Below are 14219 nucleotides of genomic sequence, written 5' to 3'. Positions count from 1 at the left end.
TCACTAAAACAAACCAAACCATGGACTTCCCGATGCCAACTGCTGCGCCTGCCTGGTTAAACAGCCGCGCCATAGAACAACAACTGGAACGGATCTTTCTGCATCCCGATTTCAGCAGTTCAGAGATCCTGAAGCGTTTTCTTACGTTCGTAGTACAGGAAACGCTTACCGGCAATGCCAATTGCCTGAAGGAATATACGATAGCACTGAAAGTATTACAAAAGCCTGTCAACTTCAACCCGCAAAAGAATTGTATTGTACGCATTCATGCAGGCAGGCTCAGAAGGGCGTTATATCATTACTACAACGTGCCGGGCGCGGACGATGAAATTATCATTGGCATGCCGAAAGGAAAGTATGTGCCCGTTTTTATGGACCGTCAACAGTGGCTCGAGGAAAGCCTGCTTAATAAATCGTACGAGGTAAATAAAACGCATGCCGAAACCGAACCACTGACCTTTGCTATTCTTCCTTTCAATTATCACGCTGCGAACGAACCCACCCGCACCTTCCTCGATGACCTGTGCCAGCAGATAAGTTCCGCTTTATCGCAGGTAAAATCCATTTCCGTTATCAGTTACCAGGTGGCAAAAAGCATGGCCGACAGCTATAGCGACCTGAAGGAACTGAGCACGGCACTCCGGTTCAACCACCTCATCAGTGTAGGCGCCCAGTACCAGCAAAATAGAAGCCGGGTAAATATCCAGATCATCGACTGCCGGTATTACCGGCAAATATGGTCCAGGGTGTTTGATTGTACCATTACCGACTCCAATTTGTTTGAGGTACAGGATGGCATTTGCCAGGTTATCACCAACCAGGCCAGCAACTTTTCCTGCACAAACTTTAAAAACCAAACAGTATGAAGAAAAATGTATTGTTCATTTCCCTGGCAATGATGTTCCAGGTTTCCATTGCCCAGGACGACCTGGTAATTACAGGTAAAACCAAGATCACCAAAGAACTTACGCCCAAACAGATCATCGATTCGCTGGAAGCGAGGTTCCCCGATGCCAAATCTGTTGCATATTACAAGATCCCGCACGACGCAGCTGCAAAAGGGTGGGAGATCACTGTAGATGACAATATTCCGGGTGACAATGATATCGATATGTACACCCTTAAGTTTAAAAGAGCCGATTTTCAATATTATGGCCTGTACAAGGCCGATGGCACACTCGTAATGTCCAAATACAAGGAAACCGTAACACATGTTCCGGATGCCATCAAGGCCTCTTTACAAAATCTATCCAAACAATATCCTGGGTACAAATTAAGTTCGAAAACCTATTACAAGAATACCAACTACGACAACAGCAAGGAATACTATGAGTTTATAGCCAGTAATGGTAAAGACACAAAGAAAGTGGTTTATAACGGGGCAGGAGAATTGGTAAAGGTTAAATAGTATTTGTAACAGCGTTCAATTTCTTCATGCAAAAAAATGAAATCGTATGACAAAGAAAGCATCGATAGCGGTATTGCTATTGGCTGGCTTAATAATAGAAGGCTGCGGCACCGCTAAAAAACTGGAAGCGGTACAGGGGCAGAATGCGGAACTAACGGAACAGAACAGGTCATTAAAAAGCAAAGTGAGTTCCCTGAACAACGACCTGGGCAATTGCGCAGCAAGTAATAAAGGATGCATGGATGAACTGGCTCAAACCAAGGCCGATAACAAACACTTCCAGGAACGGCTGGCCGTGACCACCGCGGTATTGAAAGAGCAGGCCGATGTAATGCACCAGATCCAGAACAAGGTAGACGATGCGCTGGCAGATTTTAAAAACAAAGGCGTGGAGGTTTATTTCAACAAGGGACTGGTGCATGTAGAAATGGAAGACAAGCTGCTGTATAAAAGCGGCAGCTCCAAACTGGGCGCGGAAGGCAAAAATGCACTCAATCACCTGGCAGGCGTGTTGAGCGGCTATCCCAACCTGAAAATAATTGTACTGGGTAATACCGATGATCAAAAATTCAAAAACGGCATGGATAACTGGACGCTCAGTACCGAACGGGCCAATGGGGTAGTACGGGTATTAAAGGATGAAGGCAAACTGGACCCCATGCGGTTAACAGCCGCCGGCAAAGGCATGTACAACCCGGTTGCTGAAAACACCACGGAAGAAGGCCGGTCAAAAAACCGCCGCACCGATATTATCCTCAACCCCGACCTGGATAAGCTCTGGGATAGTGTAGACAAATAAAAACATAATCAAATGGTAACCTGATAACCTGGTTTTCTGATTGAATTGAACCCAAAAAAATTGACCCAGTGAAGGATTACAGTAACCAGAATTTGCAGAATGCCACGTTTGTTGACCAGGACCTCAGGTATTCCAATTTTTCAAACAGTGATCTCAGGGGCGCCAACTTTTCGGGGGCAAACCTGAACGGGGTTGATTTTACCGGTATTAAAACCGGCATCACCCCGGTAAAAATTGTATGGATGTTCCTGGTGGCGATGATCATTTCGTTGCTTTCCGGTTATCTGGCCATGTTGGGTGGCAGAACGGTGCAGGCGCTTTTGTATTCAAAAGAAGAACATGAACGCACAGCCGGCACCATGGCCATCATAATCACCATCCTGTTTATTGGGTGTAGCTGGTGGGTAGGCGGGGGCCATGCCATTCGTACATTGATAGTACCCATTGTAATTTTTTTCGTGCTGGGTGGGCTCGTCATTTACTGGGCGGGTATCGGCACCGGTAAAGGCATGTTTTTTCTCGCCTTATCATTGGTGCTCATCATCATCATGTTCATAACAGGCGCTGTGGCCCAGGCAATGGCAGGCACTTTATCGAATGTACTGTTTGTAGTAGTAGCCCTCTCAGGGATCCTGTTTGGCAAATCAGTGGGCGGCGGTATGGGCACCATCGTACTGGCCGTTGTATGCGCCTTTATAAGCAGACGGGCGCTAAGCAATGTACAGGGGTTTCACTTTTTACACGGCATTGCCCTGTACATTACCGGGCGGTATGGTACCTCATTCCGCCGCACAAAAATGGCCAATACCCGGTTCAACCAATCAAAGCTCCGGCACATAGATTTTTCCTACACAGATGTTACCCTCATAAACTGGGGCAATGCAAGAAGGATCAACTGTATTATTGATAACAGGATTATTACCGATAAAAATTAATTGAAGATATCCCTGGCAAGGAGACGTTGAATCTGGGAGTGATCAAAAACCGTGCATCGAACAGATGACGGAAAAATACCGGAACCGTTTATATTCGGGAGGATCGAAACGGGGACGGTATTTTTTATTTGCTCCTTGTTCACAAACAGGCATAAAAAAAGAATCCCGTGGAAACGGGATTCTGCTACCATATGAAAAAACTGACGTAGGTATAAAAAATCCTGAACTCTACTTTTCAGCGACGTATAGAAATACGCTCTCTGATTTTTAACCTTACTCCTGAATAGAATCGTTTTTAAAAGCGGCTGTTTGCTATAAAATAACTTTACCTGTATTACTGCAATACGTTGTCTTTGCTAACAACGATGTTATCTTTCTTAAAAATATTGTAATAAATGCCACCCGTTAAATAACCTGAAAACAGCACCCCTATAGGCGCCACCTGGGTTTGTACCCCGGAATCTGGTTCCCAGCCCACATACACCCTGTTGTACATAAGGGGCATCAGCAACTGCGCCTGCAGACATATGCCCATGGTATGTGTTACCGCAATCCGGAGACCGCCTGCAAATGAGAACGTCAATGTCAACCGTTCCCCACTGCTTATTGAATCCGGGTTGAAATAATGTGCGCCCATATAGGCCTTTGCATACACATGTACCGGCCCCTCACCAAACTCTTTTCCCGCACCTGCCAGGATGGTATGCATTTTCACGGTTCCAAATGGCATTTTCCTTTCAGAGTCATACCGTTGAAAATGCATGGTGGTGGAAACATAGCCGTACTGTATTTCAAAGATGATATCCTTTTTTATTTTACCCGGTTTGAAGGCATAATCAACGGCGCCGGTGTAACAGGGCCCATCGCCAAAAATAAACCGGCCCCTGGTGGCCCGCAGGCTTGCTCCGGTATAATAACCGGCATTTGCATTTACCTGCAGGGTTTGTGCCTGTAGCGAGTCAAAAGGCCATGGTAATAATAAAAGCAGATACTTTAACATCGCCTACGGATTTGAATGCTGAATAGAGGGGCTTGCCAAAAAAAAAACCGATGAAACATTGTTTCCACCGGTCTTTTTTTGTGAGCCTGCTTTGCGTTTTACCCATCGCATGCAGAAAAATAAACCGGAAACTTGCCTTCTCCTATTAAAAACCTGATAATAAAACTGTCTGCGTAACCAAAGAAACCTAATACTTTTCGCGATGATCGCTGTACCAAAGTTACCGGGCTGCCTATGGGAAAACAAATAACAGGGTGGCTTAGTGGACAAGATTTGCAAATGTTGTCCAACTCAGGTATACAGCCTGTTACGAATATAATCGGAGGGAGTTTTGCCCGTAAATTTCTTAAAGGCGGTGGTGAAAGTATTTCTGTTGTGAAAACCGCTTTTTGTTACCAGTTCTTTCAGGTTTATCCTGCCTGGTTTTTCGTTCTTAATCAGGTCTTCACAATATTTTATGCGAAACTGGTTCAGATAGTCGGTAAAATGCATGCCCAGGCGTTTGTTCAAAAATGCCGACAGTTGGTGTAAGGGCATTTGCATATCATCGGCCAGATCCTTCAATTTGTAATGTGGCTTCAGAAAGGGCTTTTGCTGCAGCATATAGCTGTTTATCCGCACCCGTATCAGATCCACGTTGGCATCGTCGGCCTCGGGCGGATGGTCATCCTTATTCATCCCCAGCAGTGATCGTAAGATATGTAACAATTTCCTCTCCATAAGCAACAAGGCAGTTTCACAAAATTAACTGCCTTGCGCTATTGGCCAATCGTTTAACGGTGAATCATATGTTAGGTCGCAACCTGTGAGGCTCAAACATTTGGTGGGTTACAGCAAAAACTCGTATTCAAATTTTGCGCCATCAGACCCCCAGTTTTTCAATACCTCCTTTATTTGCGTGCGATATTCATTACCCGTAAGTTTTTTTCCTTTTTTGGGCGCTGCCAGGTCTTTATCGGTTACTTCAACCAATTGCAGCCTGGTAGCGTACCAGGTTGTATGCAGGCGCGGAATGGCCAGCCCCAGGATCATACCCGGTAACCCGTTAAAAGATTCCGGTCCGCCCCCGGTTACAATTTCGTCGGTATAAAAGGCAATCACCACAATGGAGTCCATCACCCTGCCCACTGCTTTGCGGCAATCAAAACCGGCTATCTTTCTTATTTCCGGGGTAATACGCCAGTCTATATGACGCAGCGAATCTGTTACCAGGAAATTCTCGCCATAAAAACTTCTATACGTTACCGCATTGTTACTATCCAATTTGGTAAGCACCGTATTCTCCGAATCGAACACCCCCCAGGTCTTGTTTTGTTTTGTTTCCGGCTCCCGGCCGGTTTTAAACATTGTACGATCATCTTTAAACGTAAGATCATAATACAGGGTAACAAACTTGGGGAACGCTTTCTTTCTCATTTCATCCCACACACTGTTCTCATCCAGGAAAGCATGCTGATTCGTTTTGCGTTCGTACTCAATTTTTCCCTGCGTAATAAATTGTTGTTGTGCCCAAATAAAAGACGGAAGCAAAAGTGCTATTATATTAAAGAGTAGCTTCATTGAATTAAGAAATAGTTATTAAGTTATTAGGTTATTAAGTTTGTTAGTTTTTGAGTTTGTTAGTTTTTGAGTTTGTTAGTTAAGAACTTAATAACTAACGAACTAAAGAACTTACAAACTGGCTTTACCAATCCATCGGTTTCCCGTTCTTGCTAAAGTTCCAGATAAACGTTACCAGGAAGTTCCGTTTAATGGTATTGTAGGTTCTTTCGCTGATAAAGTTGCTGTTGATATTCCGGTTAAACCCAATGTTCTGGTTCAGCAGGTCATGAACAGAAAAACGCAGGCGGGCCACATCGTTCCTGAACAGCTTCCTGTCTATACTGCCATCCCATTTGATGGAGTTATTGTTCTTTTCAAACACGCTGGTCTTTTGCCGCAGGTTGAACTCGCAATCGCTGCGGATCTCTATTTTCCAGGGCAGGGTTGCCCAAAAGTCCAGGTTATGGTTTTGTGTCCAGTAGCGGGTAACCACCGAGCTGTTGAGCGATGTTTTGGAAATGTTCTGGTTAAAATTGGTCCATAACCAAACGCCCCATTTTTTCTCTATAAAATAGCTCACTGTTGGCCCGCCGCCGTAAGCATAGCTGTTGTTTTCGTTTGCCTGGCCATTTATCAGGTTGCTGTTGTGATTCTGGTTGAAATTTGTTCCTAATCCAAGGCGTAATCCTTTTTTTCCTACTTTTTGCTGGAAGTTAACATAGCCATTGCTCTGGTAGTTGCCATCCACATTAACAGGCTGCGAGATCTTTCTGCCCGTACTAAGGTCAATGAAATTATTGGTACTAAAGTCATGCTGAGTAGTGCTGAAATTGATCGCGCCCCAGATGCTGCGTTCCGACAGCAGTTTATAACTGTTGTACGAGATGCGGAAACGGTGCCGGAAAGCCTGTTTCAGATCGGGGTTCCCTTCCCTTATGTTCAACTGGTTGGTAATATCCCTGATAGGCTGGATCTGGTCGATGGAAGGTGCTTGCGTAGCGCCGTTATAATTGAACCTGATACTGGAGTTGCCGTTCACAGTCCAGGTAAGGTTGGCCTGCGGAAAGAAATTGGTAAAACTGTAATTGGCAACAGAATCTCCTTTGAGGTCTTTACGCATGTAGGCGGCATTGGAAATATTCATCCCGAAAGAATAATTGATCCGCTTGGGCCTGGCATAGCGGTAATTGATGCCGCCCGATTGGGTGAACACAGTAAAGCGGTAATCATTGCTCAGCGAATCTATCTGTTTACCATATTCTTTCGACGTTACAGCGTCTTTTTCCAAAGTAGTGATGTGTGATAACCGGTGGTTGTTATCAATGCTGTAGTTAAATTCCAGCAACGATCTTTTGCTCAATGGTTCGGTGTACGAAACGCGGGCATTGAAAGCGGAGGAGCTGCTTTCACTCAGCTTTTGCTGGTCAAGGATCCTGATGCTGTCCACTACGCCATGCTTATAATAATTGTTATCCGAAGCAAAGATGCCCTTCGAGTCATTTTCTGTATAATTCTGTTTGGCCGAAATGGAAAGGGTTCGGCCCTTTTTATTGAACTTCTGCCGCCATAACAGGGAGGAGTTAAAATTCTTGTTGTTGCCATCCACGGTGGTGCGGCGGTCTATCACACTTAAGGTATCGCTGCCTTCGAGATTACTCAACGATTCCTGGTGAAAGGTGCTTTGGGTAAAGGTATTTCCCCGCGAGCCCTGCGCCGTTACTTTTATGGATGAATTGGAATCGAGCTGCACTTCATACAACGCATCCAGCCGGTTGCGGTCGCGGGTGCTGAAGCTGTTGCCAAATTCATTGGTGTATAAAATGGTGTCGCCAATGATATTCTGGCTGAAAGTATTGCCCTGGGCATCGGAATTCAGTTTGTTATACTGGTAATTACCGCTCAGGTGTATTTTGTCGTTATTCCATTTATTACTGTAATGCATCCCACCAGTCCATCCCTTGGGAAGGCCTTCCCCCCAGTAGTCACTGTTGCCAAACTCCCCATCGTTGCCGCCGCCTCCGATAAACATCATGCCTCCATTATCATCGGTGGTCATTTCCATATCGTTTCCAGATCCGTAGTTCATGCCTTCGCGCCAGTCTAACCCCGTTTTCCCGGTATTCGACATAATGCCATAGGCAGCGAATTTTCGTTTTCCCTTAAAGGCGTTAAACATGGCATTGTTGCTCCAGTATTTATTGAAATCGCTGCCGAGTTCCACTTTTCCGAAATAGCCTTTTTTTCTGTCTTCCTTTAACTGCAGGTTGATGGTCTTGGTCTTTTGTCCATCATCGATGCCGGTAAAGGTGGCCTGGTCGCTTTTTTTATCGAACGACTGCACTTTTTCAACGGCATCGGCGGTTAACCCACGGGTGGCGATGGTGGGGTCGTCGCTAAAAAACTCTTCCCCGTCAACCAGCACTTTTTGTACTGCTTCGCCCTGGGCAGTTATTTTACCGTCTTTGTCTACTTGTATACCGGGTAATATTTTCAACAGATCTTCCACAGTGGCGCCCGCGCTCAACTTAAAACTGTCGGCTATATATTCGGTAGTATCGCCTTTGATGCGAATGGCGCCCAGCTTATGCTGTACCACCACTTCTGCCAGCAACTGGCTTTTTAAGGTCATGGAGATCTTACCTAAATCAATTGTGGCGCCGGGAGTGAGGTCTACATGGTCGTAATAATCCGCATAAGCCGGGCGGGTAACCATAACAATAAATTTACCGGGCGGTAACTTTTGTAATGAAAACTGACCTGTAGTATTGCTGCGGGTAAAAGATACCAACACGGAATCGGCTGGCCTCAATAATGCAATGACTGTATTGGAAAGGTTTCTTTTTTCCGAAGTATCAATTACTGTACCTTTAAGAACGGCTTGTTGTGCCAGCACAGGTACGGAAATAATGAATACCAGGGCAAGTAGTATGGTTGTTTTAAGCATGGGAAATAACGGGACGCCGGCCATAAGCCTTCGTTCCTGGTTAACGTGTTTAATTAGTTTGTCCCGTACGCCTTCTGGTAATGGAGCGAATGTCTGGAATGTAAACGGGATATAACAACGCGATATCTTAATTTATCGTTAAAGCAGTTTCATATTTATCTGGTCATAATATACAAGGCAAGTAACAGGAATAAAACAAACAGCACCGGCTTATGGAAGTAAAAAAATATGAAGACGTTCATTTTGTAGACAGCACAAGGGCAGTATGGAACTATTCTTTTTTCAGTGAAGACGACATCCGCAATTTTCAACAGGGTACGCATTACCGCCTGTACAATCTGTTTGGCTCACACGAAATTGAAGTGCTGGGCAAAAAAGGCTATTATTTTGCAGTATGGGCGCCCAATGCCACTGCCGTTTCATTGATAGGTAATTTCAACGACTGGAACCCTTCCAGCCACCCCCTGTTTGTACGGCTCGATAAATCGGGCATCTGGGAAGGATTTATTCCCGGCCTCCCAAAGGGCGAAGTATATAAATATCACATCGATGGTTTTAAGGGCGTAAAAACCGACAAAGGCGATCCCTACGCCAACTTCTGGGAGAAGAGACCCCATACCGCTTCCATTACCTGGGACCTGAACTATACCTGGCAGGATGGCGACTGGATGGCAAACCGCGGCCACCACAATTCGCTGGAAGCGCCGTGCAGTATTTATGAAGTGCACCTCGCCAGCTGGATGCGGCCCAATAAACACGACGAAGAATCATATAACACCTACGATCAGCTCCGGGAACTGATGGTTCCCTATGTAAAGGAAATGGGTTTTACCCATGTGGAGTTTATGCCGGTGATGGAACACCCCTTCGATGGAAGCTGGGGCTACCAGGGAACCGGGTATTTTGCCCCCACTTCACGCTATGGCGATCCGCAAAGCTTTATGAAACTGGTGAGCGCTTTTCATGAAGCAGGCATTGGCGTTATCCTCGACTGGGTGCCGTCGCATTTTCCTTACGATGCGCACGGCCTGTTTATGTTCGACGGCGCCAACACCTACGAATATGCCGATATGCGCAAAGGCTTTCACCCCGACTGGAACAGCTATGTGTTCAACTATAAAAGGGGAGAAGTGAAATCGTTCCTGATCAGCAGCGCACGTTTCTGGTTCGATAAATTTCATATCGATGGTATTCGGGTGGATGCGGTAAGCTCTATGCTGAAATTAAATTATTCGCGTACCCACGGCCAGTGGGAACCCAACGAATACGGCGGTGATGGCAATATAGAAGCCATTGGTTTTATTAAAGATTTAAATGAAACTATTTACCGCGATTTTCACGATATACAAACCATTGCAGAGGAAGCAACCGACTGGCCCGGCGTTTCGCGCCCCACTTTTCAAAACGGGCTCGGTTTTGGCATGAAATGGATGATGGGCTGGATGCACGATACCCTGGATTATTTTAAAATGGACCCCATTTACCGGCGCCATTACCAGAACAAGTTTTCGTTCAGCATGATGTATTATTACGACGAAAACTTTCTACTACCCTTAAGTCACGACGAGGTGGTGCATGGTAAAAGCCCTATGATCTTTAAAATGCCGGGCGATGAATGGCAGAAGTTCGCCAACCTGCGTACCCTGTATACGTATATGTTTACGCATCCGGGTGGTAAACTCTTATTCATGGGTAATGAATTTGCCGATACCAATGAGTGGAACTATAAAAGCGAACTGCAGTGGGATCTATTAAAGTTTGATGCACATCGTTTGATGAAGGATTGTGTGCGTGATTTAAACTTATTACTGCGGAATGAACCCGCGATGTATGAAAATCAATTTAATATTTACGGTTTTGAATGGGTCGATCTCAACCATCCTGCCGAATGCGTAGTGGCATACCGGCGCAAAGGGAAAGACCCCGCCAATGATCTGCTGATAATTCTGAATTTAACCCCGGTGGTACGGCACGATTGGAAAGTATTTACGTACGGTAAAGCTGAGTGGCGCGAGATCTTTAATTCAGACGACAAACGATATTGGGGAACCGGAAATGTGTTCAATCCCGAGATTCACACGAGAAGTTTAGACAAAAATGATAATATGTATGAAATAAATGTGCACCTGCCGCCGTTGGGAGCTATAGTATTGAAGTAACTGATATTTGTGTATTAGAAAAGAGCATATCTATGAAAACCCTTATTAGTATTTTAACATTGGGATTAATTTCCAACAGTATTTATTCGCAAACCGACAGCACAGTTTATTATTTCACCAAGGGCAATACCGAAAAAGATGCCCGCCGGTTCCGCGAAGCTGAAAAAGACTACGCAAAAGCCGCCCAGTTTTCGCCCAAAGATGCCAAAGTATTGTTAGCCTGGGGACAATCGCTCGTTGAACAGCGGCGCTATGTGGAGGCTAAAGAGAAATTTACCGGCTCCTACCAGGCAGATAACAAAAATTCTGAGACGGTAATGCAACTGGCTACTTTGTCGCTGAATACCCGCCAGTGGAATGATGCGATCACCTACGCTAAAAAAATGCAGGAATTGAAAATTGGCAACAGCGCCAATTATGTGATCGCCAAAAGTTATTACAGCCTGGAGAATTATGGCGAATGTGTAAAATACTGCGAGCTGGCTTATAAAGACGATCCAAAGAACGCCGAGGTGCCCTATATAGCCGGCCGTTGCCTGGTTGAAATGAGCAACTACAAAAAAGCAGCCGGTTGCTACGAGCAGGCCATCGCGCTCGACAGCAGCAAAGCCAACTGGATGTATGAAGCCGGACTGGTTTATTATGCAGTGCCCGACGACAAAAAAGCCATCTACTGGTTTGAGCGTGCATCTGCCAAAGGTTATCCCCGCAGCAATGATTTTATTGAGAACCTCGCCAATGCTTACCTGAACATCAAAGACTATACGAAAGGGCTGGGCCTGTTACAGGAAATACTGGTTAAAAAACCGCAGGACCAGGAAGTACTGTACAACATTGCCGATGCCTATTATAACATTGGTAAGTACGACGATGCCATCAACTACTGGGATAAAATTCTGGAGATCGATAAAAAGAACGCCAACTCCCTGTACATGATAGGACTGAGTTACCAGAAGAAAGGGGAGAAAGAAAAAGGCCAGCAACTGTGCGATAAGGCCATCGAGATGGACCCGTCTCTTAAGAATCTGAAGCAGGAGAAGAAGATGCCGGAAGGAATCTAGGCAAAATGTGCTAATATGCTAATTAGATAATTTGCTAATTAAATACAGGGAAGAAAAAAGTTTCTAAATAAAAAAATCCCCAGGTTGTGACAACCTGGGGATTTTTTTATTTAGCCCATTAGCAAATTAGCTCATTAGCAAATTCTGTTTTCTACATTCTCTCCGGTACCTCTATCCCCAACAACGCCATGCCCGTTTTAAGCACATTGGCTACCATTTGGTTTATTTGTAAACGCAATTCTTTTTTAACAGGCGTTTCGGCGTTCAGGAAAGAATGTTTGTTGTAAAAAGTATTAAACAGCTGAGCCACGTTGAATACATAGCCTGCAACTACGCTTGGGCTCATTTCTGCACAAGCCTGTTTCAATACTTCAGGATATCTTTCCAGTGACAGGATCAATTCCTTTTCAAGTGGTAACAGGTCTGTTCCAATATCACCACCTGTATATAATTCTTTTCTGAATACCGATTGCGTACGCGCGTATGCGTATTGAACAAAGGTGGCGGTAAAACCATTCAGTTCAATTGATTCTTCAGGATTAAAGATCATCCGTTTTTGAGGATCAACCCTTAACAGGAAGAATTTCAAGCCACCGGCGCCCACCATTTCATCGAGTTGCTTTAGTTCTTCAGCACTCATCTCTTCCGTTTTATGCTGGCCTTTTGCTTTTTGCTCTTCTTCTCTTTCAATTCTTTTGCGCGTAGCCTCACGGTTCATTTCATCCAGGATATCGTCGGCATCAACTACGGTACCTTCACGCGTTTTCATTCTGCCGGTAGGCAATTCCACCATGCCATAGCTTAAATGGAAGATGCCATCGGCGCCGGCAATGCCCAGCTTTTGGCAAATGAGTTTTAAGACCTTGAAGTGATAGTTCTGTTCGTCACCCACCACATATACACTCAGGTCGCAATTGAATTCGTTTTGTTTTACTTCGGCCAGGCCAATGTCCTGGGTTATGTAAACCGCTGTACCATCGCGGCGACGAACTATTTTCTGATCGAGCCCATCGGCGGTCAGGTCAACCCAGGCGCTGCCATCCTCTTTCAGGAAGAAAACTTTTTTCTGCAAACCTTCTTCTACCAGGTCTTTCCCCAGCAGATAGGTTTCGCTTTCATAATATATCTTGTCAAAGTCGCTGCCAATGCGTCTATAGGTTTCTTCAAAGCCTTTGTACACCCAGCTGTTCATGGTGCGCCACAGCTCCACCACATCGGGTTTACCGGCTTCCCAGTCAACCAGCATTTGTTGGGCGGCCTGCATTATGGGCGCTTCTTTTTCCAGCTCCTGTTTGGTATCCTCCAGTATTTTTTCCGCCTGTTCCCGGGTTTTGCCAGCAGCTAATAATTCAGCCAGTTTCTTTTCCCTGATGGGCGCCATTTGCTTCTTCAGCTCGGTACCGAACAGCACATAATAATCGCCTACCAGGTGGTCGCCTTTAATGCCGGTGCTTTCGGGGGTAGCGCCATTGCCAAACAGTTGCCAGGCGATCATGCTTTTGCAGATATGGATGCCGCGATCGTTGGCAATGCAGGTTTTTATTACCTGATAACCATTGGCCTTGTATATTTCGGCTACACTCCAGCCCAGGAAGTTATTTCTCAAATGCCCCAGGTGCAGGGGTTTATTGGTATTGGGGGAAGAATACTCCACCATTACGCGTTTGCCGTTGCGATACTGACGGCCATACCCGGTTGTCTTATAATTTTCTTTCAGAAAATTCAGCCAGAAACTGTCGCTGATAGCGAGGTTCAAAAAGCCTTTGATCACGTTAAAAGCGCTGAAAAGGGCGCCATTATCAGTTACCAGAGCCTGTCCCAACTCATTGCCTAACTCCTCCGGCTTCTTTTTCAGGGTCTTTAGCAGGGCAAACAGCACCACGGTATAATCGCCCTCAAATTCGGGTTTGGTTTCGCTTACGGTGATGGAAGCAGGGTTTACCTCCACCTGGTATAACTTATTGAGCTGTTCGCTAACTGCCTGTTGAATAACGGGAACTATTGCCATTCGGTTAATTTGAACGGCAAATTTACCGGAATGCACCAATCTACACGAGAATTTTGCAAAATTGTTGTGTGGCTGTTGCGGGTTGCAAGTTACAGGTTGCTGGGGAAGAGATCCGGGAAACTTGAAACCTGAAACCTGGAACTGACAGTCAAAAACGCGCAGCTATAAGTAACACAGATTCGGGTATAAAGGCAAAGAGCTACTCTATACAGAGTAGCTCTTTTAGGGCGCTTAGGGGTTAAACAGTGTCAAATATGCTCGTTTTTGAGAAAATTCTAACTAAATGTTAAACTTTATTGATGCGGGTCAATCAAATGGCAAATAAATCTATCGTGAAATCGCTGTTTTGGCAAAATATTACCG

Annotated in this window: 11 protein-coding genes; 6 read left to right on the top strand and 5 right to left on the bottom strand. The window is 45.2% G+C overall.

What is annotated here, in order from left to right:
* The first annotated feature begins 20 nt into the window (after positions 1–20).
* The 4 genes from NIAKO_RS10435 (at position 21) to NIAKO_RS10420 (ending at position 3142) form a co-directional block, all read left to right on the top strand.
* A complete protein-coding gene (locus NIAKO_RS10435; protein ID WP_014218385.1) occupies positions 21–866 on the top strand; it encodes a hypothetical protein in 846 nt (281 codons plus the stop codon).
* Positions 863–1408, top strand: coding sequence for a type 2 periplasmic-binding domain-containing protein (locus NIAKO_RS10430; protein WP_014218384.1), 546 nt, complete (start codon positions 863–865; stop codon positions 1406–1408). Before NIAKO_RS10435 ends, NIAKO_RS10430 begins: the two co-directional genes overlap by 4 nt.
* A 46-nt stretch (positions 1409–1454) precedes the next feature.
* Positions 1455–2207 carry an OmpA/MotB family protein gene (locus NIAKO_RS10425; RefSeq protein WP_014218383.1) on the top strand — a complete coding sequence of 251 codons (753 nt, stop codon included), beginning with the start codon at positions 1455–1457 and terminating at the stop codon, positions 2205–2207.
* A gap of 68 nt (positions 2208–2275) precedes the next feature.
* Positions 2276–3142: a pentapeptide repeat-containing protein gene (locus tag NIAKO_RS10420; protein ID WP_014218382.1), complete on the top strand. Its 867-nt coding sequence runs from the start codon at positions 2276–2278 to the stop codon at positions 3140–3142.
* 334 nt (positions 3143–3476) lie between these two features.
* Here the strand turns inward: NIAKO_RS10420 and NIAKO_RS10415 are convergent, their stop codons facing one another.
* From NIAKO_RS10415 to NIAKO_RS10400, 4 genes are all read right to left on the bottom strand, one after another.
* Entirely contained in the window at positions 3477–4142 is a 666-nt protein-coding gene (locus NIAKO_RS10415) for a hypothetical protein (protein WP_014218381.1), read from the bottom strand.
* Positions 4143–4433: 291 nt separating this feature from the next.
* The gene (locus NIAKO_RS10410) at positions 4434–4862 is read right to left on the bottom strand and encodes a helix-turn-helix domain-containing protein (RefSeq protein WP_014218380.1); all 429 of its coding nucleotides are present in this window, start codon (positions 4860–4862) and stop codon (positions 4434–4436) included.
* A 108-nt stretch (positions 4863–4970) separates the two neighbouring features.
* Positions 4971–5702 (bottom strand): GLPGLI family protein, encoded by a 732-nt coding sequence (locus NIAKO_RS10405; protein WP_014218379.1) that lies wholly within the window; start codon positions 5700–5702, stop codon positions 4971–4973.
* Between the two features lie 124 nt (positions 5703–5826).
* Complete coding sequence (locus NIAKO_RS10400; protein ID WP_014218378.1) at positions 5827–8652, bottom strand: TonB-dependent receptor; 2826 nt, start codon at positions 8650–8652, stop codon at positions 5827–5829.
* 188 nt (positions 8653–8840) lie between these two features.
* Here NIAKO_RS10400 and glgB point away from each other — a divergent pair, with 188 nt between their 5' ends.
* Together glgB and NIAKO_RS10390 are read left to right on the top strand one after the other, a co-directional pair.
* Positions 8841–10787 carry a 1,4-alpha-glucan branching protein GlgB gene (gene glgB, locus NIAKO_RS10395; RefSeq protein ID WP_014218377.1) on the top strand — a complete coding sequence of 649 codons (1947 nt, stop codon included), beginning with the start codon at positions 8841–8843 and terminating at the stop codon, positions 10785–10787.
* Positions 10788–10819: 32 nt separating this feature from the next.
* The gene (locus NIAKO_RS10390; RefSeq protein WP_014218376.1) at positions 10820–11848 is read left to right on the top strand and encodes a tetratricopeptide repeat protein; all 1029 of its coding nucleotides are present in this window, start codon (positions 10820–10822) and stop codon (positions 11846–11848) included.
* Positions 11849–11999: 151 nt separating this feature from the next.
* On the opposite strand, the gene argS is transcribed toward NIAKO_RS10390, so the two are convergent.
* Positions 12000–13856, bottom strand: a complete 1857-nt coding sequence (argS, locus tag NIAKO_RS10385; protein WP_041346595.1) for an arginine--tRNA ligase — start codon at positions 13854–13856, stop codon at positions 12000–12002.
* Positions 13857–14219 lie beyond the last annotated feature (363 nt).

The organism is Niastella koreensis GR20-10 (assembly GCF_000246855.1).
Classification (GTDB): Bacteria; Bacteroidota; Bacteroidia; order Chitinophagales; family Chitinophagaceae; genus Niastella; species Niastella koreensis.
This window is presented reverse-complemented; position numbering and strand designations above follow the sequence as displayed.